The sequence below is a fragment of the Actinomadura physcomitrii genome (assembly GCF_008923205.2).
GTDB classification, from domain to species: Bacteria; Actinomycetota; Actinomycetes; order Streptosporangiales; family Streptosporangiaceae; genus Spirillospora; species Spirillospora physcomitrii.
This window is the reverse complement of the sequence record NZ_WBMS02000003.1, coordinates 135,466-161,082: the sequence shown is the minus strand read 5'-3', so window position 1 is coordinate 161,082 and position 25,617 is coordinate 135,466. Positions and strand designations below refer to the sequence as shown.

Genomic DNA, 25,617 nt, shown 5'->3' with positions numbered 1-25,617 from the left:
GGACGAGCCCGGCGACGGTGCACCTAGAGGCCCAGGTAGATGCGGCGGACCTGGACGTCGTCGCGCAGCTCGCGGGACGTGCCGACCATCGCGACCTCGCCGTTCTCCATGACGACGCAGTCGCTGGTCGCCTCGAACGTCAGCTTGGCGTTCTGCTCGACCAGCAGCAGGCTCAGCCCCTCCTCGCGCAGCCGCACCAGCACCGCGAGGATGTCCTCGACGAGCTTGGGCGACAGGCCCATGGACGGCTCGTCCAGCAGGATCAGCCGGGGCCGGGCCATCAGCGCCCGGCCGACCGCCAGCATCTGCTGCTGGCCGCCGGACAGCGCGCCGGCGAGCCGCGACCGCATCTCCCCCAGCACCGGGAACAGCTCGTACACCTCGGCGAGGGACCCCTTCGTCTCCGCGCCCCGCCACGGGCGGGCGTACGCGCCGAGCATCAGGTTCTTCTCGACGGTGAGGCCCGGGAACACGTGCCGGCCCTCGGGGACGTAGCCGATGCCGTGCCGGACGATGTCGCGCGCCTTGACCCTGGTGAGGTCCGTGCCGCCGAACGTGACGCGTCCGCCGCTGCGCGGGACGAGCCCCATCAGCGCCTTGAGCGTCGAGGTCTTGCCCGCCCCGTTCGCGCCGATGATCCCGACCGACTGCCCCGGCCGCACCGTGAACCCGATCGAGTTGACGGCGCAGACCCCGCCGTAGTGGACCGACAGGTCCTCCACCGTCAGGGTCGCCGCGTCCGGCGCCGTCCCGGCCCCGGCCTGCTCGCCGCCCTTGGCGGCCGTGCCCGCGTTCATGATCTCACCTCGGTGCTGTCCGGCAGCGGCATGTCGGCCATCGCGGAGTCGCCGAGGTAGGCCTCGATGACCGCGTGGTCCGCGACCACCTCGGCGGGGGTGCCCTCGGCGATCACCGATCCGCCGGCGAGGACGGTGACCCGCTCGCACAGCGACATCACCAGGCCCATGTTGTGCTCGATGAGCACGACGGTGACGCCGCTGTCGCGGATCGAACGGACGATCTCCGCGAGCTGGCGCACCTCCTCGCCGTTGAGCCCGGCGGCGGGCTCGTCGAGCAGCAGCAGGCGCGGCGACCCGGCCATCGCGCGGGCGATCTCGATCCGGCGCTGGATGCCGTAGGGCAGCGCGCCGGGCGCCGCCGCGGCGAACTCGGTCAGCCCGAAGCGGCGGAGCAGGTCGTCGGCCCGCCGGTGCAGGCGGCGCTCCTGCCGCCAGATCCCGACGGGCCACAGCGCGTACCGCCAGATCGCGTACGTCCGGGAACGGTCGAGGGCGACCAGCAGGTTGTCCCGGACGCTCAGCTCCCCGAACAGCCGCAGGTTCTGGAAGGTGCGGGCCAGGCCGTGCCGGGACAGCCGGTACGGGCGGGCCCCGGAGACGGCCCGCCCGTCCATCAGGACGCGCCCGCCGGACGGCCGGTAGAAGCCGCTGATGACGTTGAACAGGGTGGTCTTCCCCGACCCGTTCGGGCCCACGATGCCGCGGATCTCGCCGCGCTCGACCGTCAGGGAGACGTCCTTCAGCGCCTTGAGCCCGCGGAACTGCTTGGCGATGCCGTCGATCTCCAGGATCGGCCGGGATGCTCCGGCCGCGGCCTCGTCACCGGCATCGGCGGCGGCCTCGTACGGTTCGAAGGGCCGCAGGACGGACCGTTCCGCCGTCCTGCCGAGCCGCCGGTCCAGCACGGCCTTCAGCCGGGCGGGGACGCCGGCGAGCCCGGTGGGCGCGAACACCACCATGAGGACCACGACGACGCCGAAGCCGAGCTGCGCGTAGGTGGGGTGGTCCACCAGCTTCTCGCGGATCAGCGTCAGGCCGACCGCGCCGACGACGCAGCCGACGAGGCTCTGCCGGCCGCCGATCACGACCATCGCCAGCAGCAGGAACATGTTGGCGATGTTGAAGGTGTCAGGCGCGATGTAGCGGATGAGGCCCGCGTACAGCACGCCGGCGAGGCCGCCGAACAGGCTCGACAGCATGAACGCCGTCATCCGCAGCAGCGGGATCTCCGCGCCGACCGCGCCCGCGGCGAGCGGGTCGTCGCGCATCGCCATCATCCGGCGGCCGAGCCCGGTGCGCACCACGAACAGCCCGAACGCCAGCGCGACCGCGAACACGACGACTTCGAGGTAGTAGTACAGGTACTCGCTGGACAGGTCGACGCCGAACATCGGCGGGACGGGGATCGCCGAGATGCCCTCGGCGCCGCCCGCGATCTCGGCGTTGGTGGTCCAGTTGATGAAGCCGAGCGCGAGCCCGAGCGTGACGATCCCGAGGTAGTGCGACTGCATCCGCAGCGCCGGGATACCGACCAGCAGCCCGATCAGCGCGGACGCGACCAGCGCCAGCGCCGCGGCGGGCCAGAACCCGAGCCCGTTGTGGGTGGTCAGGATCGCGGTCGCGTACGCGCTCACCCCGAAGAAGGCGATCTGCGCCAGGTTGATCTGCCCGGCGATGCCCATCGCCAGCCCCATGCCGATCGCCAGCAGCGCGAACACCAGCGCGATGTCGACGACGTGGATGGCGTAGCTCCCGACCGTGTACGGCAGCAGCCAGGCGATGACGGCGAACGCCGCGAGGGTCCCGAGCTTCGGCGTGTACCGGTGCCTGAGGAGTGTGTTCATGCCCTGCTCACCGTCGTCTCGCCGAACAGGCCGGTCGGGCGGATCATGATGGCCACCGTGAAGACGAGGAACACCACGAGTTCGGAGTAGCCCTGGAAGTGGCCGGCGGCGAAGGAGTCCAGGACCCCGATCGCGAAGCCGCCGGCGATGGCGCCGGGGATGTTGCCGCAGCCGCCGAGCATCGCGGCCGCGAACCCCTTGATGCCGATGGTGCCGCCCATCGTCGGGTTCACGTACAGCAGCGGGCCGACGAGCCCGCCGGCGAGCGCGGCGAGCCCGGCGCCGATCGCGAACGCGATCGCGTTGCTGCGGCCGACGTGGATGCCGACGGCGGTGGCGGCCTCGTGGTCCATCGCGACCGCCTGCATCGCGGCGCCCAGCTTGGTGCGCTGCAGGAACGCGACGAGCAGGAACACCGCCACCGCGGCGATGGCGAGCACGACGAGGTCGTAGGTGCGGACGCGGAGCCCGAAGAACTCCAGCGGGGCGCCGCCGACCGGGGTCCGGACGGCGCGTCCCGTCGCGCCCCAGATGAGCACGGCGACGGCCTGCAGCACCATCCCGAAGCCGATCGTGCCGATCAGCATCAGGGTGAAGTCCTTGTTCTCCAGCGGGCGCAGCACCCGCTCGATGAACAGCCCGATGAGGCCGGTCACCGCGATGGCCAGCACCATGGCCAGGGCGAACGGCAGCTTGGTCGACATGTAGAACGTGGACGCGGCGTAGGCGCCGATCATGAGCACGTCGGCGTGCGCGAAGTTGACCAGGCCCATGGTGCGGTAGACGAGGGAGAATCCCATCGCCACCAGGGCATAGATCGCGCCGAGGCTCAGTCCGCCTATCAGTGTCTGAAGGAAGACCTGCATGGTTCTCTTTCTGCGCGGCCGGCGTCGGAGCCGGCGGGGACGAGGGCGGGGCGGCCGGGCCCGCGGGCCCGGCCGCCCTCGGTCGTCCGGGTGGTCCGCCGTCAGCCGTCGGCCTTGACGACCGTCCCGTTCTTCATGATCCCGATGGAGGTCGCCTTGATGCCGACCCCTGTCTCGTCGTACTGGAAGTCGCCGAGCAGCCCCTGGTACCGCACGGCGCGGATCGCGTCGGCCAGCTTCTCGCCGGTCGCGACGCCGCTGTTCTTCAGCGCGGTGAGCAGGATCGACGTGCCGTCGTAGGCCTTGGCGCCGTGCAGTTCGGCGTCCTCGCCGTAGGCGGCCTTGTAGGCGGCGGCGAACTTCTTGGACGCGTCGCTGACCTCGTTGCTGAGGTAGGGCGAGCTGACGATGGTGCCCTCGACGTTCTTCACGCCCGCGGTGTCGCGGTACACGGGGGTGCCCTGCGGGGCGGCGCCGGCGAACGGCGCGTCGATGCCGAGGTCGCGGGCCTGCTTGACGATGAGCCCGGACTCGACCTCCTCCGAGCCGATGAAGACCACCTCCGGCGACTTCTGCCGGATCTTGGTGAGCTGGGCGCTGAAGTCCTTCTGGTCGGTGGTGACGACCTCGTCGGCGACGGGCTTGACGCCGCGGTCGGCCAGCGCCTTGAGGAACGCGTCGTGCTCCCCCTTCCCGTAGGAGCCGTTGTTGCTGATCATCGCGATCTTCTTCATCTTCTTGGTGTCCACGACGTACTTGGCGAGGGTCTCGTCGTAGGTGGTGGACGTGGGCCCGTTGAGGAACAGGAACGGGCTCTTGAGCGCGACCATCCCGTTGGACTGGCCCGAGGCGATGTTCGGGATCTTCTCCTGGCGCAGGGTGGGCGCCATGGCGATGGTGACGGCGCTCTCGGCGGTGCCGACCATCGCGATGTAGTGCTGGCTGCCGATCTTGCGGGCGATGTTGGTGCCGACGGTCGGGTCGCCCTGGTCGTCGAAGACGTCCAGCTTGATGGTGCGGCCGTTGATGCCACCGGCCTTGTTCCATTCGTCGACGGCGAGCTTGGCGCCCTTGTACTCCCATTTGCCGAGCGAGCTGAGCTGCCCGCTCTGCGCGTCGACCACGGCGATCTTGATGGGGCCGCTGCCGCCGGAGCCGGAGTCCTTCGACTCACCGGGGGCGCCGCAGGCCGCGGTCAGGCCCGCGGCGAGGACTCCGGCGGCCAGGGCGGAGACACGGAGTCGGGGGATGGTGCGCATGGATTCACCTCGGTGGGTGGGGATGTCGGGGTGGGTGGGGTCGGCTCGGAGGGCGGGGCTCAGGGGGCGGACGGCGAGGGGTGGCCGCCGTCGCCGGGGAAGACACCCTGGTAGATGTCGTTGATGTTCCAGTGCCCGGGTGTGGGCACGGGCTCGTTGACCATCGGCACGTCCAGGACGGCCGGGCGGCGCGCGGCGACCGCCGCGCGCAGCGCGGGCGCCAGGGCGTCCGGTGCGGTGATCTGGTATCCGTCGGCTCCGCACGCCTCGGCGAAGGCGGCGAAGTCGGGGCTGTAGGGGCGGCCTTCGGGGTCGCGGAACTCGCAGCCGTGGCTCGCGCCGAAGTTGGCGGCCTGCAGGTCGGCGATCGTGCCGTGGGCGCGGTTGTTCATCACCACGAAGAGCACCGGCAGGCCCTGCTCGACGGCCATGGGGACGGCGGGCAGCTGCGCGCTCATCCCGCCGTCGCCGACGAGCGCGACGACGACGCGGCCGGGCGCGCCGATCTGCACGCCGACCGCCGCCGCCGGGCCGAACCCCATCGTGGACGCGCCGCCGGGGGTGATGAAGCGGCCCTCGGCGGGCAGTTCGTAGCACTGCGCGACGCCGTTCTTGTTCCAGCCGACATCGGTGACCAGCACCGCGTCCGCCGGCAGCGCGTCCCGCAGGTCGGCGAGGATGCGCTCGGGCCGGAGCGGGAGATCGGCGGAGCGGCCGCGTTCGCGGCTGCGGCCGAACAGCTCGGTGCGCGCCGCGCGGATGCGCTCGCGCAGGCCGGGGCGGTCGACCGGATCGGGGTGCAGGTCCAGCACCGCCTTGCCGATGGCCTGGACGGCGAGGGTCACGTCGGCGACGGCGCCGATCTCCACCGGGTAGTTCCGGCCGATCTCGGCGGCGTCGATGTCGATCTGGATGAGCCGCCCGTGCGTCTCCGGGGCGCCGGGGCCACCGAGGTTCCAGGTGTAGCGGTCGTCCCACGAGCTGGCGTCGGTCTCGGCGAACCGCGTCGCCAGGGCGAGGACGACGTCGGCGTCGCGCGCGTAGTCGTTGGTGGTCTCCAGCCCCCAGAAGCCCGGCATGCCGAGCAGCAGCGGGTGGTCGTCGGGGACGGCGCCCTTGGCCATCAGCGAGTGGACGATCGGGACGTCGAGGTGCTCGGCGAGCGCGAGCAGCGCGTCGCGGCCCGCGTCCCCGCGCAGCCCGCCGCCGAGGTAGATCAGCGGGCGCTCGGCCCCGGCGAGCCGCGCCGCGATCCGCTCGGCGACCGGGGCCGGCAGGTCGGGGGCGGAGCCGTGCTCGGGCAGCGGATGGTCCGCGGGGGCGACGGGCCGGGAGAACAGGTCCATCGGGACGTTCAGCAGCACCGCGCCGGGGCGTCCCGACGTCGCGGTCCAGAACGCGCGCTCGGTGAACCGCCCGAGGTCCGCGGCGCGGTGCACGTGCCAGGCGCGCTTGACGAACGGCCGGTAGATCGCGGTCTGGTCGGCGTCGTTGTGGAGGTTGACCTCCTGGTGCGGGTGCCGGCCCCGGTAGTAGGACGGGACGTCCCCCGCGATGGTGATCAGCGGGACGGAGTCGAGCGCGGCGGTGGCGACGCCGGTGACGGCGTTCATCATGCCGGGGCCGACGTGCACGAGCAGCACGCCGGGCCGCCCGGACGCGCGGGCGTAGCCGTCGGCGGCGTGCGCGGCGGCCTGCTCGTGCCTGGCGATGACGAACTCGATGGGGCTGCGGCCCAGCGCGTCCAGCAGGGCGATGTTGGTGTGGCCGCAGGTCCCGAAGACGTACTCGACGCCGTAGCCTTCGAGCTGCCGGACGAGCGCCTCCGCCGCGGACACCGTGACGGCGGGGTCGCTCTGGGGCTGGACGTCCACGGTCATGAGGGGCTCTCCTCGGTTCGGGGCATGCTGATCCAGGTCTTGCCGGCGATCTCCGCGGCGCGCGCGAACGCCTTCGGCGCGTCGGCGAGGTCGAAGCGCTCGCGCAGGATCCGGCCGGGGTGCAGGCCGGTCCCGGCGAGCGTGGCGATGGTGCGGGGGAAGTCGGCCGGGTGGTCGTAGATGAGGCAGCCGCGCACGGTCAGGCGCCGCTGCACGAGGGAGAAGGTGGACAGGCGGGCGGGCCGGGCGCTCTGCCCGACGGCGATGAGGACGCCGCCGGGCGCGGTGCGCTCGAGCGCCTCCTCGAACGCCTCGGGCGCGCCGGACGTCTCGATCACCACGGGGTAGGCCGTCCCGGAGGCGGCGTCCCGGGCGCCGAGGTCGAGCGCCAGCGCGCGCCGCCCGTCGTGCGGCTCGACGACGAAGGGGACTCCCCCGGCGTGCGTCACGGCCATCGAGACCAGCAGCCCCTGCGAGCCCGCGCCGACGACCAGGCACGCGTCCCCCGCGTGCAGGCCGCTCATGCGGACGGCGTTGAGCGCCACCGTGAACGGCTCGACGCACACGGCGTCGGCGTCGTCCCAGGAGTCGGGGACGGGCCAGGTGAAGCGGGCGGGGACGGCGACGCGCTCGGCGAGCAGCCCGGGGTCGGTGATGCCGGCGGCCCTGCGGTTCGCGCAGCCCGCGGTGGCGCCGGCGTGGCAGGACGGGCACGCCAGGCACGGGTAGTTCGGCTCGACGACGACGCGCTGCCCGGGGAACCGGTCGGCGACCTGCGCGCCGGCGGCGGCGACGACGCCGAACGCCTCGTGCCCGAGGACCCACGGCAGCGCGGGCACCGGGCGGTGGCCGGAGACGACGGCGAGGTCGGAGCCGCAGAGCCCGACGCCGCGGACGGCGACGACGACGTCCCGCGGCCCGCAGGCCGGCTCCGGCAGGTCGTCCACGACGGCGACCTCGTCGGGCGCGGCGAGGACGGCCGCCCTCACTCGGCACCCCACAGCGAGGTGCCGCGCAGCGTCATGGTCTTGACGACGGTGTAGTCGTCGATCATGCAGCGGGGCGACTCGCGGCCGAAGCCGGAGTCCTTGACGCCGCCGAAGGGGACGTGGTCGAGCCGGAAGTTCGACGACCCGTTGACGACGAGCCCGCCGACCTCCAGGTCGCGCCACGCGGTGATGATGCGGTCCAGGTCGCGGGTGAACAGGCCCGCCTGGAGCCCGTAGCGGCTCGCGTTGCACTCCTCGATCACCTGGTCCAGGTCGTCGAAGGGCAGCACGGCGACGAGCGCGCCGAACACCTCCTCCCTGACGACCGAGCAGGTCGGGGGCGGGCCGGCGACGACGGTGGGCAGCGCGGTGGCGCCGTCGCGCTCGCCGCCGAGCAGCACCCGGGCGCCGGCCCCGGCGGCCTCCGCGGCCCACCGGACGACGCGTTCGGCGGCGTCCTCGTCGACCATCGAGCCGACGTCGGTGGCCGGATCGAGCGGGTCGCCCACGGTCAGCTCCTTCACCTGGCCGGTGAACGCGTCGAGGAACTCCTCGTAGCGGGCGCGCTGGACGTAGACGCGCTGGACGGAGATGCAGCTCTGCCCGGAGTTGCTGTAGCCGGTGCGCGCGCACACGCGAGCGGCTTCGGCGATGTCGGCGTCCTCGCACACGATCGTCGCGGCGTTGCCGCCCAGCTCCAGGACCAGGCGCTTGGCCCCGGCCGCGCGGGCGACCGCGTTGCCGGTCGCGGCGCTGCCGGTGAAGCTGATGACGGCGACCTCGGGGGCCGCGCACAGCTCGGCGCCGACGGAGCCGTCCCCGTGCAGCAGCTGGACGGCCTCGCGCGGCATCCCGGCCTCGACGAGCAGCGCCACGATCGCCGTGGAGACGGCGGGCGCCTGCGGCGGCGCCTTGACGATCGTGGTGTTGCCGGCCGCGAACGAGGCGCCGAGCTTGTGCGCGAGCAGGTTCGCGGGCGCGTTGAACGGCGTGATGGCGAGGGCCACGCCCGCCGGGGCCCGGTAGGTGAAGGCGGTGTTGCCGGCGCCGCGCGCCCAGCCCGCGACGGGGAGCGTGTCGCCGCCGATCTGGCGCGCCTCGGCGGCGCACACCGCGAACGTGTCGGCGACCCGGTCGATCTCGCCGCGCCCGTCCTTGAGCGGTTTGCCCAGTTCGAGGGCCAGCAGCCGGGCGAGGCCCTCGCGGTGCCCGGCGGCGGCGCGCGAGGCGTTCTCCAGGATCGCGGCCCGGGAGGCCGGTGCCGTGCGCGCCACCGTCCGGGCGAAGGCGCGCGCGTGGCGGCGGACCGCCTCGACGTCGGCCGGGCGGGCGGCCGGGGCCCGGCTGACCGGCCGGCGCAGGTACGGCCCGACGCGTTCGCTCTGCGGACCCGCCGGTTCCCAGCGGCCGCCGACCAGCGCCGCGGCCTGCACCGGCGCGTCCTCGGCCGCAGCCGCGAGCAGCGCTTCCAGCATCCATTCCTCCAGATCCACTAAGCGGACCATTAGTGCCATCATGTGGACTTCGAGTCAACGTACGGGGCCGCGCCGCGCGCTGACAAGGGTCGGCGGCGAGAAAGTTGGAGGCGGAGAGCCGCCGGAACGGTCGGTCGCACGGCCCTGCCACCTCCTCGGCCGCCCTCTAATGTTCGAACCAGTGAGTTAGTTATAGGTGACGGCGCTCACCAGGGGAAGAGCACGGCGGAAAGTTCCCAGAACCGCCCAGACAGACCGACTGACGGTCCAACTAGACCACTGTATGGACTCCGTGTAACGTACGAGCCGTCCCCGGCCGCACCGGGCACGGCCCCGCGCCGGCTCCCGCTCCGCATCCGCGGCCGAGCGCAGCACGCCGGGTTTCCCGGACCCTACCGCCGACATCGGGGAGATCGAGGACCAGTGAGCCCAGCCAAAAAGCCCGCCGCCGACGCCCAGTCCGCCGCCGACCACCAGGGCGTCCGCAGCGTCCAGCGCGCCGTCGAGATCCTGTCCCTGCTCAGCGAGGAGCGCCCGGTGATCTCGATCCGCGAGATCACCGAGGCGACCGGGCTGGCGAAGACCACGGTCATCCGGCTCGTCCAGACGCTGGAGCAGAACGGCCTGCTGTGGGCCGCGCCCAACGGCTACCTCCCCGGCCCCGGCCTGTGGCGCTGGGCCCACCTCGCGCGCAGCAGCTGGGAGCTGCCCCCCGAGACCCGCAAGCACATGCGCGACCTCGGCGCCCGCCGCCGCGAGACCGTCAACCTCTACATGCTCCGCGACATCTACCGCGTCTGCGTCGCCCAGCAGGAGAGCCCGCAGCCGCTCCGCCACGTCGTCCACGTCGGCGACGAGCTCCCCCTCTGGGCCGGCGCCTCGTCCAAGGCCCTCCTGCGCGACGCCCCCGACGCCCTCCTCAGGCGGATCGCCGTCAGCTCCCCCTACGGGGAGGGCCACGTCAAACGGCTGCGCGAATGGATCGACGAGGCGGCGCACCGCGGCTGGGCCGTCAGCCACGGGGAGCGCGAGGACGGCCTGTCCGCCGTCGCCGTCCCCGTCCTCGGCCGGTCCGGGACCGTCGTCGCCGCGCTGTCCCTCAGCGGCCCGACGGTCCGCTTCCCGGACGACGTCGTCGAGCAGTACGCCGCGGACCTGCGCCAGGTGGCCGCGGAGATGTCCGAACGCGGCTTCGACCACCCGCTCAGCCCCGCGCGCTGACCCGCGGCCGGGCCCACTCCCGGACCCGCGGCGTGACCTGAAGGAGCAAATGCGCATGTCAGAGCGACCGCTCAGCGGTGTACGCGTCCTCGACCTCACCAACGTCCTCGCCGGCCCGTACTGCGGCTACCAGCTGATGCTGCTCGGCGCCGAGGTCGTCAAGATCGAGGTGCCGGGGCAGGGCGACCTCGCGCGGCACCTCGGCCCCGACGCCGAGTTGAACCGGTCCGGGATCGGCGCCTCGTTCCTGGCGCAGAACGCGGGCAAGAAGTCCGTCGAGCTGGACCTCAAGGACGCCGCCGGCCGCGCCGCCTTCGCGGACCTGGTCCGCGGGGCCGACGTGCTGGTGGAGAACTTCCGCGCCGGCGTCCTCGCCCGGCTCGGGTTCGGCTGGCCGCGGCTGCGCGAGCTGAACCCCCGGCTGGTCTACTGCGCCATCTCCGGCTTCGGCCAGACCGGCCCCATGAGCCAGGCCCCCGCCTACGACCAGATCATCCAGGGCCTGTCCGGCATGATGAGCATCACCGGCACCAGGGAGACCGCCCCGCTGCGGATCGGCTTCCCCGTCTGCGACACCGTCGGCGGGCTCACCGCGGCGCTGCACATCTCCGCCGCCCTCGCCGGCCGCAACCGCACCGGCAAGGGAACGTTCCTGGACGTCTCCATGCTGGAGTCGGCCGTCTCGGCGATGGGCTGGGCCGTGTCCAACTACCTGGTCAGCGGCGTCCCGCCGGAGCCGATGGGCACCCAGAACGCGACCGCCGCGCCGTCCGGCACGTTCCAGGCGGCCGACGGCCCGCTCAACATCGCCGCCAACCGGCAGCAGCAGTTCGAGACGCTGTGCGGCCTCCTCGACCGGCCCGACCTCCTCGACGACCCGCGCTTCGCCGACCGGGAGCGGCGCAAGCTGCACCGCGACGAGCTGACCGGCGAGCTCAATCGCGCCCTGAGCCGGCGCACCGCCGGCGAGTGGGAGCGGATCCTCGGCCCGGCCGGCGTCCCCGCCGCCCGCGTCGTGACCGTCCCCCAGGCCGTCGGCCTCGACCAGCTCGAGCACCGCGGCTTCTTCACCGACCTGCCCTTCCCCGACGGCTCCGGACGGGTGCTCAAGGTCGCCGGCGGCGGCGTGCTGCACGACGGCGAACCGCTGCGCCCCACCGGGCCCCCGCCGCTGCTCGGCGACCAGAACGCCGAGCGCGCCGCCCTCGCGGACCGCTGGAACGGCCGGGCCGAGGACGCCGTCACCCCATGACCGACCGCCCAGCGCAGGAGGCTCCCGTGACCGAGATCGACCCGACCGGCGCCGTCGCGGACTGGTGGGCGACCGCCGTCTCGCACATGGAACCCGGCGTCATCGAGCTGCGCGGCCGCCCGGTCCAGGACCTCATCGGCACGACGAGCCTGACGTCCGTGATCTGGCTGATGCTGCGCGGCGACCTGCCCGCGCCCCGCCAGGCCGCGCTGCTCGAGGCGGCGCTCGTCGCGGCCGTCGACCACGGTCCGCAGGCGCCGTCCATCGCCATCGCCCGCATGGCCGCCACCTGTGGCGTCGGGCTCAACAACGCCGTCGCCAGCGCCGTCAACACCCTCGGCGACGCGCACGGCGGGGCCGGCGAGCAGTGCGTCCGGCTGCTGGACGACGTCATCCGGCGCGAGGACGCCGGGCTCGGCCTGCGCGCGGCGGCCGAGCAGGCCGTCGCGGACGGGCCCCGCTACCTGCCCGGCTTCGGCCACCGCTTCCACCCCCGCGACCCGCGCCGGGACCCGCTGCTCGCGCTGGTCGAGGACGCGGTGCGGGACGGCGTCGTCCCCGGCCGCCACCTGCGCGCCGGCAAGGCGATCGAGGCCCGGCTCGCCGAGGGGCGCGCCAGGCCCGTCCCGATGAACATCGACGGGGCCACCGCCATCATCTACGCCGAGCTCGGCTTCCCCGCGCCGCTCGCGCGGGGGCTCTTCGTCCTCAGCCGCAGCATCGGCGTCCTCGCGCACGCCTGGGAGGAGAGCCAGAGCGGCCGGCGCAACAAGGGCCCGATCCCCCGCGCCGTCCTCCCGGCCCGCCTCGACTGAGCCCGGCGCCCCCCGGCCGGGGCGCCGGACGCGGGGCGGACGGCACAGCGATGGGCGGTTTGTCGGTAACGTGCAGATGTGCTCGCCGAACCCGCGCCCGCCCTCAGCGACCTCGCGCTGGGGGTGGTCGTGGTGGTGCTCGCCGTCCGGCTGGGCCGCTCGCCGGCCGCGCACCGGCACTGGCGCACGTCCTTCGGGTGGGCGGGAGCCGCCGCCCTGGCCGGCTTCGTCCACCACGGCGTGGTGAAGCACTCCGCGCGCTGGACCGGCCCGAGCTGGGCCGTCATCAGCGCGATGGTCGTCATCGCGGTGTCCTACCTGCTCGCCGCCACCGTCGCCGAGGTGCTCGGACCGCGCCACCAGCGGACGTTCTGGCTGCTGCGGTCGATCGGCATCGCGGCGTACGCGGTGCTGGCGGTCACCGGGCACGCGGGCGTCGACGCGCTGCTGGCCTGCGAGAGCCTGACGATGCTCAGCATCATCGCCCTGTGGGCATGGGCGGCCCGCCGCCGCCACCCGATGGCCGGCCCGGTGATCATCGCGCTGGTCGCCGACGGCGCCGCCGCGGCGGCCAAGGCCATCGACCCGGACGTCACGCGCCGCGTCGCGCTGGACCCGACGTCGCTGTACCACCTCGCCCAGATCGTGGGCATGGTGCTGCTGTACGCGGCGGTCAGCGCGCCGCGCCGCCCGGATCCGGAACCGCGCGCCCTCGCGCACTGACGCTCGCGGCGGCGGGGCGGGCAGGGGCGGGGTCAGGGCGCCAGCAGGGCGTCCACTTCGGCGGCGAAGAGGCGGGCCGGGTCGAAGCCCATGCCGGTGAAGTGGCCGGCGAGCTCCAGGGACAGCACGCCGTGCAGCCGGGTCCAGATCGTCAGCGCGCGGTGCAGGACCGCGGGCGGGGCGGGGTGGTCGCCGGCCCAGGCGCGGTGGTCGGCCAGGTGGGCGTCGAACGGCGACTCGAGACGGCCGGGCGGCAGCGCCGCGCAGGCGTCGAGCAGGAGCGCCATGATCTCGGCCGCGATGCGGGTGATGTCGTCGGGCGCGTGGTAGCCGGGCACGGGGGTGCCGTAGATCAGCAGGTAGCGTTGCGGGTCGTCCAGGGCCCAGGCGCGCAGCGCGCGGGCGAGCCCGGCGAGGCCGCCGCCGGCGGCTGAGCCGAGGGCGTCGGCGAGGCTCCGGTAGGCGTCCCCGACCAGCTCGGTGATCAGTTCGTCGCGGCCGGCGTAGTAGCGGTAGAGCGCGGGCCCGCTCATGCCCATCCGCTTGGCGATCGCGTTGAGGGAGAGGGCGGACGCGCCGGTCTCGGCGATCTGCTTCCACGCGTGCTGCTTGATCTCCGCGCGCACCTGGGCGCGGTACCGCTCGCGCGGGGTCCGCGTCCCCGTCTCCGCCATGCTCTGCCGCCCTTCCCGCGCTTCGCGCCGCAGCCCCGACGATCCAGTTAGAGGCTATCACGAACCCTATTGACTCTCGCGCGAACTCGGTTATAGCTTCTAACAGAAGCAAGAAGGCGTCACGAAGTGGAGGACGGTATGAACACCGAAGAGCTCGTCGAAGTCGTCCTGCCGGGCGAGGTCGAGCCGGAGGGGCTGCGGATCCGGCGCGGGGCCGTCCCCGCGCCGGGGCCGGGCCAGATCGTCGTGCGGATGGAGGCGACCGGCGTCTCCTTCGCCGAGCAGCAGATGCGCCGCGGCCGCTACTACGACCAGCCCGCGTACCCGTTCGTGCCCGGATACGACCTGGTCGGCACGGTGCAGGCCACCGGACGCGGCGCCGACCCGGGCCTGGCCGGCACGCGGGTCGCGGCACTGACCAAGACCGGCGGCTGGGCCAGCCACGTCGTCCTCGACGCCGCGGACGCGGTGCCGGTCCCCGCCGGGATCGGCGCGGCCGAGGCGGAGACCCTGGTCGTCAACGGCATCACCGCCTGGCAGATGCTGCACCGCAAGGCGCGCGTCCGCGCCGGGCAGACCGTCCTGGTGCACGGCGCCAACGGCGGGGTCGGCTCGGTCCTGGTCCAGCTCGCCCGGGCGGCGGGCGTGAAGGTGATCGGCACGGCGTCGGCGCGCCACCACGACCTGCTCCGCGAGCAGGGCGTCGCGCCCGTCGACTACCGCGCCGGCGACGTCGCCGCGCGGGTCCGCGAGATCGCGCCCGGCGGGGTGGACGCCGTGTTCGACCACGTCGGCGGCGCCGGCATCGTCGACTCGTGGCGCCTCCTCGCGTGCGGCGGCACGCTCATCTCCTACGGCAGCGCCTCCACCCGCGACGACGAGGGGTCCAAGCGGTGGCCCGTCGTCAAGCTGCTCGGACGCGTCTGGCTGTGGAACGCGCTGCCCAACGGGCGCCACGCCTGCTTCTACAACGCCTGGGCCGGACGGGCGCTGTCCAAGGACCGCTTCCGGGCGCGGCTGCGCGCGGACCTGACCGAGGTCTTCGCCGCGCTCCAGCGCGGGGACATCACGCCCCGCATCGCCGCGCGGCTGCCGCTCACCCGCGTCGCCGAGGCGATGCGGCTCGCCGAGTCCGGCACCGTCGCCGGGAAGGTCGTCCTGACGCCGTAGCCGCCGCGCCACCGGCCGCCCGGCCTACGCTCCCCCGGACTCGACCGGCAGGCCCGCCGCGACCCAGTCCTCGATGCCCTCGGCGTAGAGGCGGACGTTCCGGTACCCGAGCCGCTTCAGCTCGGCGGCCAGGTCGGGGCCGCGCGTGCAGGAGGTGTCGGTGGAGTACACGACGATCCGCGCGGCGCGGTCCGGCAGGACGCCGGCGGCGGACGCGGGCGCGTCCTCGGCGGTGAGGTTGAGGGCGGACGGGAGGTGCCGCCGGTCGTAGGCGGGCGCCGGAAGCGCGTCGACGGCGACGGCCGTCCCGGCGCCGATGGCGGCGCTGAGTTCGGCGCGGGAGATCGTCGCGGCGTCCGCGGGCTCTGCCGGGGGCGCCGGCGGCTGCCGGAGCGGGCCGCTGAGCTGCAGGTTCGCGATCGTCCAGCGGTCGCCGTCGCGCACCGCGACGAGCGTCAGCCGGAACGAGCCGCTGGCGTCGTGGCCGCGCGCGGTGGTGCGCTGCCGCTGGACGGCGGTGACGATCGCGGCGTCCCCGTACAGGCGAACGTGCGGGTCGATGATCTCGAAGGCGTGGTTGGTCAGGTCGTCGTGCCGGCCGGCCCACTGCCGTCCGTCCAGGACGAACCCGACGGGCCCGATGCCGGTGAAGTCGGGGCCGAGCAGCCGCTCGTAGGCGGCCTTGTCGCCGGTGAGCTCGGCGTCGGCGAAGCGGTGGACGAGGTCGAGGATCTCCTGGCGGCTCATAGCGCCGTCCCTTTCGTTGCGGTATGTGTGGACGAATCCCTCCACTTGACCGTGGCACGTCGCCCCGAGGCAGGCAAGAGGAAGCGGGGAAATTTTCTCCGCTTTGCTGCTACCGTGGTCCCCACGAAGCAAGGAGGTGGACGATGACCAGGCCGATGCGGGCCGACGCGCGGCGCAATCTCGAGCGGATCCTGGCGGCGGCGCGGGACATGATCGTCGAACGCGGCCCCGACGTCCCGCTCGACGACGTCGCCCGCCGCGCCGAGGTCGGCAGCGGCACCCTGTACCGCCGCTTCCCCGACCGCGCCACGCTGCTGCACGCCGTCGCCCTGGACGCGCTGACCGGCACCGTCGAGGCCGTCCGGGACGCCTGCGCGCGGGAAGCCGACCCGTTCGAGGCTTTGGCCCGCTACCTGCGCCGGACGCTGGAGCTGCGCGTCTCCGCCGTGCTTCCGGCAGTGCTCGGCAGGGTCGATCTCGAGGGCGACCCCGAGCTGTCGCCGCTGCGCGCGGAGAGCCTTCGCCTCCTGGAGGGCCTGGTCCGCGCGGCGCACGCGGCCGGCACCCTGCCCGGGGACGTCACGTTCGCCGACATCGGCATGATGGCGGTCCGCATCGCCCGCCCGCTTCCGGGCCCGCTACCGCCCGAGGAGAAGCAGGCCCTCGCCCGCCGCCACCTCGACCTGTTCATCCGCGGCCTCCGCGCCGAAGCCCGCACCTGACCCCGGCGCCGCACTGACCCCGTTCCCCGCGTGTCACAGGCCGGCGGGCTGTGTCGTCTCGGGTCCGACGACGGGTGCCGAGCAGGACGCACCCCTTCCGAGACAGGGAGCCGGATATGAGCGAGCAGGACGCACACCGTAAAGTCGCGCTGGTCACGGGGGCGAACAAGGGGATCGGGCGGGGGGCCGCGGCGCAGCTCGCCGCCCTCGGCATGACGGTCCTGGTCGGCGCCAGGGATCCGCGGCGCGGCGAGGAGGCCGCCGCGGCGCTGCGCGAAGCGGGCGGCGACGTGCACGCGGTCGCGCTGGACGTCACCGACGCCGCGTCCGTCCGGGCGGCGGCGCGGCAGGTGGAGGAGCGCTTCGGCCGCCTCGACGTGCTGGTCAACAACGCCGGCATCAGCGGGTCCGGGCCGATCTCGCCCGACAAGGCCGTCGACCAGGTCCCGAGCACCGTCGACCTGGACATGGTGCGGAGGGTGTTCGAGACGAACGTCTTCGGGGTGATCGCGGTGACCAACGCGATGCTGCCGCTGCTGCGGCGGTCGCCGGAACCGCGCGTCGTCAACGTCAGCAGCCACGCCGCGTCGATGACGATCTTCGCCGACCCGGACGGCCCGATGGCGGCGCTGCTGCCGTCGGCGGCGTACTCGCCGTCCAAGAGCGCGCTGAACGCGCTGACCGTGCAGTACGCGAACGAGCTGCGCAAGGACGGTGTGCTGGTGAACGCCGCCGCACCCGGCTTCGTCGCCACGGACAGCAACGCCCACACCGGTGTCCTCACGGTCGAGGAGGGCGCCGAGGTCCTGGTCCGGCTGGCCACGCTCGGCGCGGACGGGCCGACCGGCGGTTTCTTCGGCGCGGAGGGCCCGGTCCCCTGGTGACCGGCGTCAGGCGCGGCGCGGGGTGACGAGGCCGGACTCGTAGGCGAACACGACGAGCTGGGCGCGGTCCCGGGCGCGCAGCTTCGTCATCGCCCGGCTGACGTGCGTCTTCGCGGTGGTCGGGCTGATCACCATCCGGGCGGCGATCTCGTCGTTGGACAGCCCGCGGGCCACCAGCGCGGCGACCTCCCGCTCCCGGTTGGTCAGCACGTCGAGGGCCTGGGGGGCGGGCTCGGGACGGCGCGCGACGTACTCGGCGATCAGCCGGCGGGTGATCGCCGGTGACAGCAGCGCGTCGCCCCGGGCCGCGACCCGCACGCCCTGCAGCAGGTCGGCGGGCTCGGTGTCCTTCACCATGAAGCCGCAGGCGCCGGCGCGCAGCGCGTTGAAGACGTACTCGTCGAGGCCGTAGTTGGTGAGGATGACGACGTGCACGCCGGCCAGCCGCTCGTCGGCGGCGATCAGCCGGGTCGCCTCGATGCCGTCCATCACCGGCATCTGGATGTCGACGAGGGCGACGTCGGGCCGGTGCTCGCGGGCGAGCGCGACGCCCTGCTCGCCGTCGGCGGCCTCGGCGACCACCTCGATGTCGTCCTCGATCTCCAGCAGGGCGCGGAAGCCGCCGCGGATGAGGGCCTGGTCGTCCATGAGGAGCACGCGGATCACGCGGCTCCCTCCAGGGGCAGCTCGGCGCGCACGACGAAGCCGCCGCCGGCGCGGGGCTCGGCGCGGAGCCGGCCGCCGAGCGCCGCGACGCGCTCGCGCATGCCGAGCAGTCCCTTGCCGGGCACCGGCGGCGCGTCCGGGTCGGCCTTCCCGTCGTCCTCGACCTGCACGACCAGCGCTTTGTCCGCGTACTCGACGCACACCGCGGCGGCGGCTCCGCCGGCGTGCCGGGAGACGTTGGTGAGCGCCTCCTGGACGATCCGGTACGCGGCGCGGTCCACCTCGGAGGGCAGGTCGCGGCGGGTCCCGGAGATCGTCACCGTGGCGTCCAGGCCGGTGGAGCGGGCCCGTTCGACCAGGTCGCCGAGGCGGTCGAGGCCGGACGCCGCGGCCTCGCCGCCGGAGCCGTCGCCGCCGTCGGAGTCGCGCAGCACCTCCAGGGTGGCGCGCAGCTCGCGCATGGCGTCGCCGCTGGCCTCCTGGATCGCCAGCAGCGCCGGCGGGACGTCCTCGCCGCGCCGGTGCGCCAGGTGGACCGCCACCCCGGCCTGGACCTTGATGACCGAGATGCTGTGGGTGAGGGAGTCGTGCAGTTCCCTGGCGATGCGGAGCCGCTCCTCCCCCGCGCGGCGCAGGGCCGCCTCCTCGCGGGTGCGCTCGGCCTCGGCGGCGCGCTGCTCGGCCTCCTCCAGGTAGGCCTGCCGGTGCTGGATGACGGTCGCCGCGACGCCGGCCGCCACGAACCAGCCGACCAGCAGCGCGACGCTCTGGAGGTTCTCCCCGGTCCCGTCGGCGCCGGGCAGGTTCACCGCCACGGCGATGCCGAGGAAGGCCGCGCTGACCAGCGCCGCGGCGGCCCGGTGACCGGCGCGGACCGCGGCGAACACCGCCACCATGACCGGGTAGGCGGCCGCCGGGCCCGGCTGGGTGCGGGCGGCGACCACGAGCATGAACGCCGCGCTGCCGAGCAGCGCCACCAGCGGCGCCCGCCGCCACGCGACCAGCACGAGCGAGCCGGCGACGCCCGCCGCGACGTCCAGCGCGCCCGCGCGCGGCGAGTAGAGCATGACGACCGTCAGCAGGACGGCCATCGCCGCGGCGAGCAGGCCGTCCTCGGCGAGCGGCCGCCTCCCGTCCAAGAACCTCATTCGGGTAGGTTATGCGCCTTTTTCTCCGCAGTCCTCCGCTGCAGGAGGTATCAACCGGCTACTCCCGGCGTTGTAGACGGGGCGCGCCTACGTCCGGGGCGTCAGGCGAAGGAGTCTTCCCCCGCACGATGACCGGCGACCAGCACGAACAGCACCATTTCCGGCATGTACACGATCCGGAAAACGTCCCGTGGACGGGCCGCCGCCGAACCGGCCGCCCGGCCCGGGCTCACGCTGGCCGCGGTGGCCGTCGTGCAGTTCATGGTGTCGCTCGACCTATCGGTCGTGAACGTGGGGCTCCCGCGGATCGCGTCCGGCCTCGGGTTCAGCGCGGTCGGCGTGACGTGGGTGATCCACGCCTACGCCCTCACGTTCGGCGGGCTGCTCCTGCTCGGCGGCAAGGCCGCCGACCGGTACGGCCGCAAGCGGGTGCTGCGGCTCGGCCTCGGCCTGTTCGGCCTCGCCTCCCTCCTCGGCGGCCTCGCGCAGGAACCCGGCCACCTGGTCGCCGCCCGCGTCGCCCAGGGCGTCGGCGCCGCCGCGCTCGCGCCGGCCGCGCTGGCGCTGCTGACCGCGACGTTCCCGGCCGGACGGGCCCGCGTCCGCGCCTTCGGCATCTGGAGCGCGATGAACGCCGCCGGCGGCGCCTTCGGCGTCCTGCTCGGCGGCCTGCTCACCGAGTACGCCGGCTGGCGCTGGGTGATGTTCGTCAACGTGCCGATGGCCGCCGCCGCGCTCGCCATGGCCTGGCGGGGCGTCGCCGCCGACCCGCCCCCGGCCCGCCGGGGCCGCCCGGACGTGCTCGGCGCGGTCCTGGCCACGGCGGGCATGACCCTGCTGGTGTTCGGCATCGTCCGCACCGACCGGTACGCGTGGACGTCGGCGGTCACCGTGTCGACGCTGGCGGCCGCGGTCCTGCTGCTCACCGCGTTCGTCCTCGTCGAGCGGGCCACCGCCCGGGAGCCGCTGATCCGGCTCGGGATGCTCGCGAACCGCTCGGTCGCCGGCGCGAACGCCTACAACCTGCTGGCCGGCGCGGCGCTGTCGTCGTCCTTCTACTTCATGTCCCTCTACCTGCAGCGGGTCCTCGGCACGGAACCGGCGCTGACCGGGCTCGAGTTCGTTCCGTTCGCGCTCGGCGTGGTCGTCGGCTCCTTCCTCGCCGTGAAGCTCGGCTACCGCCTCCCCGCCCGCACCCTGCTGATCACCGGCGGGCTCATGACGGCGGCGGCGTTCGCCTGGTTCGGGCGCATCGGCGCGGACGGCACCTACCTGGTCGACGTCCTCGGGCCCTCCATCGTCGCCAGCGTCGGGTTCGGGCTCTGCCTCGCCCCGATCGTCTCCACTGCCACCACCGGCGTGGCGCCCCACGAGGCCGGCGCCGCGTCGGGGCTGCTGAACAGCGTCCGGCAGATCGGCGCCTCGCTCGGGCTGGCGGCCCTCGGTACCGCGGCGCACGACCGCACCGGCGACTCGGTGACGCCCGCGTCGCTCAGCGACGGATACGCGCTCGGCTTCAGCCTCGGCGCCGTGCTCCTGCTCGGCTCCGTCCTCATCGCCGTCACCGTGCTGCGCCGCGGCGGCCCGCCGGCGCCGGCCGGGCGGACCGGCGACCCCGCGCCGGCCGCCGCCGCGGACTGACCGCCGCTCCCCCATCGGCCTCTCACCGCAGGAAGGACGGCCCGGCATGCCCGTCACCCCGATCGACCTGTTCACGTCCCTGCTCCACCTCCGCCAGGGCGGCACGATCCACGCCGCGAAAAGGACAGTGCGCACCGGCCACGACGGCTGGCAGCTCACCGCCTTCCACGCCAAGACCGACGCCGACGTCCACGGCGGCCGCTGGGAGGTGCATCCGGAGGCCGAGGAGGTCGTCTCGTGCCTCATCGGGAAGATCCGCCTCTACCTGCGTCCGGAGGAGCCGGGGCAGGAGGAAGAAGAGATCCGGCTGCACGCCGGGACCGCCGCGATCGTCCCGCGCGGGCGGTGGCACCGCATCGCGCTGGACGTCCCCAGCAGCATCATGGCCGTCACCCTGCCGGCCGGAAGCCGGACGGAGGCACGCCGATGACCGCCACCGGCGTCACCCGAGCGAGACCGGCGCCGCCTGCCGAGGCCAGTCCCGCCGCGGACCCGGACGATCCGGCGGCCGGGCTGCTACGCCCCCACGTCCGCGGGTTCGCCGCGCTCGTCGCCCTCCAGGTGGTCGGCGCGGTGGCGGGCCTGGCGCCGCTCCTCGCGGTCGCCGAACTGGGCCGCGCCCTGCTGGCTCCCGGCCCCGCCGACCACGGCCGCGTCTGGACGGCCGTGGCCGCGGGCGCGGCCGGGCTGCTCGTCCGGCTGCTGTGCACCGCCGCGTCCTCGGGGATCGGGCACCTGCTCGACGGCCGGGTCCAGCTGGCGTTCCGGCGGCGGCTGGCCGCGCGGCTCGGCCGCGTCCCGATCGGCTGGCTGGCCGGCCGCCGGACCGGTGAGCTGACCAAGCTCGTCGGCGACGACGTCAGCGCCGTGCACCCGTTCATCGCCCACGCGCCCGGCGAGCTCACCTCCGCGTTCGTCGTGCCGCTCGGGTCGCTGGCCTACCTGCTCGCCGTGGACTGGCGACTCACGCTGATCACGCTGGTCCCGGTGCTGCTGGCAGTGGCGCTGGTCCCGCTGATGATGACGCCGGGCCGGCGGCGCGAGCAGCGCGGGTTCGACGCGGCGCAGGGCCGCATCGCGAACTCCGTCGTCGAGTTCGTCCAGGGCATCGCGGTCGTGAAGGCGTTCGGCGGCGGCGACCGCGCCCTCCGGCGGTTCACCGCCGCGGTGGAGGAGTTCGTCACCGCCTTCTACCGGATGGTGCGCGCCCTGTCCGGGGTCGCCGCCGCGATTCAGCTGGTGCTGTCGCCGCCGTTCGTGCTGCTGGCCGTGCTGACCGGCGGCGCGGTGCTGATCGCGGACGGCGGCCTGGCCCCGGCCGACCTGCTGCCGTTCCTGCTGCTCGGCCTCGGGCTGACCGCCCCGGTGGGCGCGCTGTTCCACGGCTTCGACGACCTGCAGGGCGCGCGGCGCGCGATCGGCCGGATCCGCGAGGTGCTCGCGGTGCCGCCGCTGCCCGAGCCCGCGGACCCGGTCGCCCCGCGCGGGCACCGGGTGGAGCTGCGGAACGTCCGCTTCGGCTACGGGCCCGACCGCGAGGTGCTGCGCGGCATCGACCTGGTGCTGGAGCCGGGGACGGTCACCGCGGTCGTCGGGCCGTCCGGCGGCGGGAAGTCGACACTGGTCCGGCTGCTGCCAAGGTTCTTCGACCCGACCGGCGGCGCGGTCGTCCTCGGCGGCGCCGACCTGCGCGAGATCGCCGCCCGCGACCTCTACCGGACGGTCTCGTTCGTGTTCCAGGACGTCCGCCTGCTGCGCGCGTCGGTCGCGGACAACATCGCGCTCGCGGTCCCGGACGCGTCCATGGACGACATCGTCCGCGCCGCCCGGCGCGCGAACGTCCACGACCGCATCGCCGAGCTGCCGCGCGGATACGACACGGTGCTCGGCGAGGAGGCCGCCCTGTCGGGCGGCGAGGCGCAGCGGATCTCGATCGCCCGCGCGCTGCTCGCCGACACGCCCGTGCTCGTCCTCGACGAGGCGACCGCGTTCGCCGACCCGCAGACCGAACTGGCCGTGCGGCGGGCCCTGACGGCGCCGGGCGGCGACCGGACCGTCCTGGTCATCGCCCACCGGCTGGAGACGGTCGCCGACGCCGACACCATCGTGATGCTGGAGGACGGGGCGGTCGCCGAGCGCGGCGCGCCCGCCGAACTGCTGGCGCGGGACGGAAGGTTCGCCGCGTTCTGGCGGTCCCATCTGGCGGCGGGCGGCGGCGCGGCCGCGTCCCCGCGCGGCGCCCTGCGAGGAGACGACCTGTGATGATCTCGATGCTGTTCCGCGTGCTGGGTCCGCGGTACGCCCGGCCGGTGCGCCGCACCGTGGCGCTGATGACGGCGACCGCGGTCGTCGAAGGGCTGTCCTACGCGCTGCTGGTCCCCATCCTCCGGGCGCTCTTCGGGGGCGCGCCCGGAGACGCCCGGCCCTGGCTGATCGCGTTCGGCGCCGCGGTCGCGGTGTACGGGGCGCTGCGGTACGTCAGCGACCTGTCCGGGTTCCGCGTCGGCACCACGCTGCTGCACGGCATGTACCACCGGCTCGGCGACCATCTGGCCCGGCTGCCCGTCGGCTGGTACGGGCCGCGCCGCGTCGGGGAGGTGTCCGTCCTCGCCGGGCGCGGGCTCCTGCAGGCGATGAGCGTGATCGCGCACCTGCTGGCGCCGCTCGTGTCCGCCTGCGCGACGCCGCTCACGATCGTCGCCGTGATGATCGGCTTCGACTGGCGGATGGGCCTGGCCGCGCTGCTCGCCGCACCGGCGGTGGCGGCGGTCCAGGTCGGGACGGGACGCGCGATGGCCGCCGCCGATGCCGAGCGCGCCGACCGCGACCACGAGGCCGCCGCGCGGGTCGTCGAGTACCTGCGGGCCCAGCCGGTGCTGCGGGCCGGCGGCCGGACCGCCGAACGCTTCGGGATGCTGGACGACGCGCTCCGCGGTCTGCAGCGCGCGTCCCGGCGTTCCACGCTGGCGGCGCTGCCCGGCGTCCTCGGCCTGACGCTCACGGTGCAGGCGGTCTTCACGGCCCTCCTGGCCCTCGGCGCCTACCTCGCGCTCGGCGGGGACATCGGCACGGCGGACGTCCTGGCGCTCCTGGTGCTCGCCGCCCGCTGCGCCGACCCGCTGCTGTCGCTGTCGGAGCTCGGCGGCCGGCTGCGCGGCGCGCGCGCCGAACTGGCCCGGCTCGACGCGGTGCTGCGCACCGAGCCGCTGCCCGAGCCCCGCGAACCGGTCCGGCCGGCGCACGGCGGCGTGGAGTTCGCGTCCGTCACGTTCCGGCACGGCGACCGGACTGTCATCGACGGCGCGTCGCTGTCCGTGCCGGAGGGGCGGCGCCTCGCCGTGGTCGGGCCGTCGGGCGCGGGCAAGAGCACCCTGCTGCACCTGATCGCGCGGTTCTACGACGTGGACGCCGGCGCGGTCCGCGTCGGCGGCGCGGACGTCCGCGATATCGGCACCGAGGAGCTGATGGCGCGGATCGCCGTCGTCTTCCAGGACGTCCACCTCTTCGACGGCACGATCGAGGAGAACGTCCGCCTCGGCCGCCCGGACGCGAGCGACGCGGAGGTGCGGGCCGCGGCGGGCGCGGCCCGCCTGGACGAGGTGGTCGAGCGGCTGCCCGGCGGCTGGGCGGCGAACGTCGGCGAGGGCGGCGAGCTGCTGTCGGGCGGCGAGCGCCAGCGCGTGTCGATCGCGCGGGCGCTGCTGAAGGACGCGCCCATCGTGCTGCTCGACGAGGTGACCTCCGCGCTGGACCCGGTGAACGAGGCGGCCGTCCACGACGGCATCGAGCGCCTGGTCGCGGGCCGGACGGTGGTGATGGTGGCGCACCGGATGCGGACCGTCCGGCGCGCGGACCGCGTCGTCTTCCTGGACGGCGGCCGGATCGTGGAGGAGGGCTCCCACGACGAGCTGCTGCGGCGCGGCGGCCGCTACGCCGGTTTCTGGGCGCTCTCCACGGACCCGGCCCCGACCGGGGCGCTGTGACCGTGCGGCTTCCCGATCACCGGGACGGGTGAATCAGCGGCGGCGCAGGGGGCATTGGACGGTCACCCCCCGGACCGGCCGGACGGCGCGCATCGGGGGGAACATGGCGGGGCGGTGGACGGCGAGCCGGCGCGGGCCCGGTGCGCTGCTCGGGGCCGTGGCGGTCCTGCTGGCCGGGTGCGGGGACACCGGCGGGCCGCCGTCCGGCGGCACGGTCCGCCGGACGGCGGTGCTGGGCAGGTCCGTCCAGGGCCGTCCGATCGCGGCGGTCGAGCTGGGGGACCCGCACGCGGCGCGGCGGGTGCTGGTCGTCGGCTGCGTGCACGGCGACGAGCCGGCCGGAGCGGCGGTGGCGGACGCCCTGGCCGCCGGCCCGCGCCCGGCGCACGCGGACCTCTGGATCGTGCCCGTGCTCAACCCGGACGGGATGGCGGCCCGGACGCGGGGCAACGCCCGCGGCGTGGACCTCAACCGCAACTTCCCGGCGGGCTGGCGGCCGATCGGCGCCCCGGGTTCCGCCCACCACTCCGGTGCGGCGCCGCTGTCGGAGCCGGAGTCGGCGGCGGCCGCGCGCCTCGTCCGGCGCGTGCGGCCGACCGTGGCGATCTGGTTCCACCAGCATCTGGCCGTGGTCGACGGCTCGCAGGGGCCGGGCGACGTCCAGCGCCGCTTCGCCCGCGACGTCGGGCTTCCGCTGCGCGCGCTTCCCGTCTACCCGGGAAGCGCCACGAGCTGGGAGAACACGGTCGTCCGGCAGAGCGCGTTCGTTGTCGAGCTCCCCGGCGGGAGACTCCCGGCGCCGACCGTCCGCCGGTACGCGGGCGCCGTCCGCCGCATCACGGGGAGCTGACCGGGCGG

General features: G+C 74.6%; 23 protein-coding genes. 12 read left to right on the top strand and 11 right to left on the bottom strand.

The features are described from left to right. Positions 1 to 23: 23 nt before the first annotated feature. From F8568_RS04770 to F8568_RS04740, 7 genes are all read right to left on the bottom strand, one after another. Positions 24 to 797: an ABC transporter ATP-binding protein gene (locus F8568_RS04770; protein WP_151591760.1), complete on the bottom strand. Its 774-nt coding sequence runs from the start codon at positions 795 to 797 to the stop codon at positions 24 to 26. Further along, on the bottom strand, positions 794 to 2,644 hold the full coding sequence (locus tag F8568_RS04765; RefSeq protein WP_151591758.1) for a branched-chain amino acid ABC transporter ATP-binding protein/permease: 1,851 nt from the start codon (positions 2,642 to 2,644) through the stop codon (positions 794 to 796). Before F8568_RS04765 ends, F8568_RS04770 begins: the two co-directional genes overlap by 4 nt. After that, positions 2,641 to 3,510 (bottom strand): branched-chain amino acid ABC transporter permease, encoded by an 870-nt coding sequence (locus F8568_RS04760; protein WP_151591756.1) that lies wholly within the window; start codon positions 3,508 to 3,510, stop codon positions 2,641 to 2,643. Before F8568_RS04760 ends, F8568_RS04765 begins: the two co-directional genes overlap by 4 nt. Positions 3,511 to 3,611: 101 nt before the next feature. After that, positions 3,612 to 4,769: an ABC transporter substrate-binding protein gene (locus F8568_RS04755; protein WP_151591754.1), complete on the bottom strand. Its 1,158-nt coding sequence runs from the start codon at positions 4,767 to 4,769 to the stop codon at positions 3,612 to 3,614. Between the two features lie 59 nt (positions 4,770 to 4,828). Continuing rightward, positions 4,829 to 6,649 (bottom strand): thiamine pyrophosphate-binding protein, encoded by a 1,821-nt coding sequence (locus tag F8568_RS04750; protein WP_151591752.1) that lies wholly within the window; start codon positions 6,647 to 6,649, stop codon positions 4,829 to 4,831. Next, positions 6,646 to 7,638 (bottom strand): zinc-dependent alcohol dehydrogenase, encoded by a 993-nt coding sequence (locus F8568_RS04745; RefSeq protein ID WP_151591750.1) that lies wholly within the window; start codon positions 7,636 to 7,638, stop codon positions 6,646 to 6,648. Before F8568_RS04745 ends, F8568_RS04750 begins: the two co-directional genes overlap by 4 nt. Next, positions 7,635 to 9,131, bottom strand: coding sequence for an aldehyde dehydrogenase family protein (locus tag F8568_RS04740; protein ID WP_160573501.1), 1,497 nt, complete (start codon positions 9,129 to 9,131; stop codon positions 7,635 to 7,637). The genes F8568_RS04745 and F8568_RS04740 overlap by 4 nt, the downstream gene beginning before the upstream one ends. A gap of 405 nt (positions 9,132 to 9,536) precedes the next feature. On the opposite strand from F8568_RS04740, the gene F8568_RS04735 reads away from it, so the two are divergent. From F8568_RS04735 to F8568_RS04720, 4 genes are all read left to right on the top strand, one after another. Continuing rightward, the gene (locus F8568_RS04735; RefSeq protein ID WP_151591746.1) at positions 9,537 to 10,334 is read left to right on the top strand and encodes an IclR family transcriptional regulator; all 798 of its coding nucleotides are present in this window, start codon (positions 9,537 to 9,539) and stop codon (positions 10,332 to 10,334) included. Between the two features lie 55 nt (positions 10,335 to 10,389). Beyond that, positions 10,390 to 11,586 (top strand): CaiB/BaiF CoA transferase family protein, encoded by a 1,197-nt coding sequence (locus F8568_RS04730; RefSeq protein ID WP_151591743.1) that lies wholly within the window; start codon positions 10,390 to 10,392, stop codon positions 11,584 to 11,586. Positions 11,587 to 11,612: 26 nt separating this feature from the next. Then, positions 11,613 to 12,401 carry a citryl-CoA lyase gene (locus F8568_RS04725; protein ID WP_328600724.1) on the top strand — a complete coding sequence of 263 codons (789 nt, stop codon included), beginning with the start codon at positions 11,613 to 11,615 and terminating at the stop codon, positions 12,399 to 12,401. A gap of 78 nt (positions 12,402 to 12,479) precedes the next feature. Further along, positions 12,480 to 13,124, top strand: a complete 645-nt coding sequence (locus F8568_RS04720; protein ID WP_151591738.1) for a DUF6962 family protein — start codon at positions 12,480 to 12,482, stop codon at positions 13,122 to 13,124. Positions 13,125 to 13,156: 32 nt separating this feature from the next. On the opposite strand, the gene F8568_RS04715 is transcribed toward F8568_RS04720, so the two are convergent. After that, positions 13,157 to 13,798, bottom strand: coding sequence for a TetR/AcrR family transcriptional regulator (locus tag F8568_RS04715; RefSeq protein ID WP_151591736.1), 642 nt, complete (start codon positions 13,796 to 13,798; stop codon positions 13,157 to 13,159). Between the two features lie 138 nt (positions 13,799 to 13,936). Between F8568_RS04715 and F8568_RS04710 the strand changes: the two genes are divergently transcribed. Then, on the top strand, positions 13,937 to 14,968 hold the full coding sequence (locus F8568_RS04710) for a medium chain dehydrogenase/reductase family protein (RefSeq protein ID WP_151591734.1): 1,032 nt from the start codon (positions 13,937 to 13,939) through the stop codon (positions 14,966 to 14,968). 24 nt (positions 14,969 to 14,992) lie between these two features. Here F8568_RS04710 and F8568_RS04705 read toward each other — a convergent pair whose 3' ends face one another. After that, positions 14,993 to 15,715 carry a DUF4440 domain-containing protein gene (locus tag F8568_RS04705; protein WP_151591732.1) on the bottom strand — a complete coding sequence of 241 codons (723 nt, stop codon included), beginning with the start codon at positions 15,713 to 15,715 and terminating at the stop codon, positions 14,993 to 14,995. A gap of 143 nt (positions 15,716 to 15,858) precedes the next feature. On the opposite strand from F8568_RS04705, the gene F8568_RS04700 reads away from it, so the two are divergent. Next, positions 15,859 to 16,437 carry a TetR/AcrR family transcriptional regulator gene (locus F8568_RS04700; protein WP_160573500.1) on the top strand — a complete coding sequence of 193 codons (579 nt, stop codon included), beginning with the start codon at positions 15,859 to 15,861 and terminating at the stop codon, positions 16,435 to 16,437. Between the two features lie 116 nt (positions 16,438 to 16,553). Then, positions 16,554 to 17,321 (top strand): SDR family NAD(P)-dependent oxidoreductase, encoded by a 768-nt coding sequence (locus F8568_RS04695; protein ID WP_151591727.1) that lies wholly within the window; start codon positions 16,554 to 16,556, stop codon positions 17,319 to 17,321. Between the two features lie 6 nt (positions 17,322 to 17,327). On the opposite strand, the gene F8568_RS04690 is transcribed toward F8568_RS04695, so the two are convergent. Both F8568_RS04690 and F8568_RS04685 read right to left on the bottom strand, forming a co-directional pair. Then, on the bottom strand, positions 17,328 to 17,987 hold the full coding sequence (locus tag F8568_RS04690; RefSeq protein WP_151591725.1) for a response regulator: 660 nt from the start codon (positions 17,985 to 17,987) through the stop codon (positions 17,328 to 17,330). After that, positions 17,984 to 19,135 carry a sensor histidine kinase gene (locus F8568_RS04685; protein ID WP_151591723.1) on the bottom strand — a complete coding sequence of 384 codons (1,152 nt, stop codon included), beginning with the start codon at positions 19,133 to 19,135 and terminating at the stop codon, positions 17,984 to 17,986. Before F8568_RS04685 ends, F8568_RS04690 begins: the two co-directional genes overlap by 4 nt. A 165-nt stretch (positions 19,136 to 19,300) precedes the next feature. Here F8568_RS04685 and F8568_RS04680 point away from each other — a divergent pair, with 165 nt between their 5' ends. The 5 genes from F8568_RS04680 to F8568_RS04660 all read left to right on the top strand — a co-directional run bounded on the left by F8568_RS04680 (position 19,301) and on the right by F8568_RS04660 (position 25,609). Then, positions 19,301 to 20,776, top strand: a complete 1,476-nt coding sequence (locus F8568_RS04680) for an MFS transporter (protein ID WP_151591721.1) — start codon at positions 19,301 to 19,303, stop codon at positions 20,774 to 20,776. A gap of 46 nt (positions 20,777 to 20,822) precedes the next feature. Beyond that, positions 20,823 to 21,206: a cupin domain-containing protein gene (locus F8568_RS04675; protein WP_151591719.1), complete on the top strand. Its 384-nt coding sequence runs from the start codon at positions 20,823 to 20,825 to the stop codon at positions 21,204 to 21,206. After that, a complete protein-coding gene (locus F8568_RS04670; RefSeq protein ID WP_151591717.1) occupies positions 21,203 to 23,038 on the top strand; it encodes an ABC transporter ATP-binding protein in 1,836 nt (611 codons plus the stop codon). Before F8568_RS04675 ends, F8568_RS04670 begins: the two co-directional genes overlap by 4 nt. Beyond that, positions 23,038 to 24,759: an ABC transporter ATP-binding protein gene (locus tag F8568_RS04665; protein WP_151591715.1), complete on the top strand. Its 1,722-nt coding sequence runs from the start codon at positions 23,038 to 23,040 to the stop codon at positions 24,757 to 24,759. Before F8568_RS04670 ends, F8568_RS04665 begins: the two co-directional genes overlap by 1 nt. Before the next feature lie 103 nt (positions 24,760 to 24,862). Beyond that, positions 24,863 to 25,609 carry a DUF2817 domain-containing protein gene (locus F8568_RS04660; RefSeq protein ID WP_151591713.1) on the top strand — a complete coding sequence of 249 codons (747 nt, stop codon included), beginning with the start codon at positions 24,863 to 24,865 and terminating at the stop codon, positions 25,607 to 25,609. Positions 25,610 to 25,617: the final 8 nt, after the last annotated feature.

Coding starts and splice junctions, on each gene's coding strand:
- F8568_RS04710 (WP_151591734.1), top strand. CDS start 13,937: ATGAACACCGAAGAGCTCGTCGAAGTCGTCCTGCCGGGCGAGGTCGAG.
- F8568_RS04685 (WP_151591723.1), bottom strand. CDS start 19,135: ATGAGGTTCTTGGACGGGAGGCGGCCGCTCGCCGAGGACGGCCTGCTC.
- F8568_RS04680 (WP_151591721.1), top strand. CDS start 19,301: ATGTACACGATCCGGAAAACGTCCCGTGGACGGGCCGCCGCCGAACCG.
- F8568_RS04675 (WP_151591719.1), top strand. CDS start 20,823: ATGCCCGTCACCCCGATCGACCTGTTCACGTCCCTGCTCCACCTCCGC.
- F8568_RS04755 (WP_151591754.1), bottom strand. CDS start 4,769: ATGCGCACCATCCCCCGACTCCGTGTCTCCGCCCTGGCCGCCGGAGTC.
- F8568_RS04730 (WP_151591743.1), top strand. CDS start 10,390: ATGTCAGAGCGACCGCTCAGCGGTGTACGCGTCCTCGACCTCACCAAC.
- F8568_RS04695 (WP_151591727.1), top strand. CDS start 16,554: ATGAGCGAGCAGGACGCACACCGTAAAGTCGCGCTGGTCACGGGGGCG.
- F8568_RS04765 (WP_151591758.1), bottom strand. CDS start 2,644: ATGAACACACTCCTCAGGCACCGGTACACGCCGAAGCTCGGGACCCTC.
- F8568_RS04660 (WP_151591713.1), top strand. CDS start 24,863: ATGGCGGGGCGGTGGACGGCGAGCCGGCGCGGGCCCGGTGCGCTGCTC.
- F8568_RS04770 (WP_151591760.1), bottom strand. CDS start 797: ATGAACGCGGGCACGGCCGCCAAGGGCGGCGAGCAGGCCGGGGCCGGG.
- F8568_RS04760 (WP_151591756.1), bottom strand. CDS start 3,510: ATGCAGGTCTTCCTTCAGACACTGATAGGCGGACTGAGCCTCGGCGCG.
- F8568_RS04715 (WP_151591736.1), bottom strand. CDS start 13,798: ATGGCGGAGACGGGGACGCGGACCCCGCGCGAGCGGTACCGCGCCCAG.
- F8568_RS04750 (WP_151591752.1), bottom strand. CDS start 6,649: ATGACCGTGGACGTCCAGCCCCAGAGCGACCCCGCCGTCACGGTGTCC.
- F8568_RS04670 (WP_151591717.1), top strand. CDS start 21,203: ATGACCGCCACCGGCGTCACCCGAGCGAGACCGGCGCCGCCTGCCGAG.
- F8568_RS04665 (WP_151591715.1), top strand. CDS start 23,038: ATGATCTCGATGCTGTTCCGCGTGCTGGGTCCGCGGTACGCCCGGCCG.
- F8568_RS04700 (WP_160573500.1), top strand. CDS start 15,859: ATGACCAGGCCGATGCGGGCCGACGCGCGGCGCAATCTCGAGCGGATC.
- F8568_RS04705 (WP_151591732.1), bottom strand. CDS start 15,715: ATGAGCCGCCAGGAGATCCTCGACCTCGTCCACCGCTTCGCCGACGCC.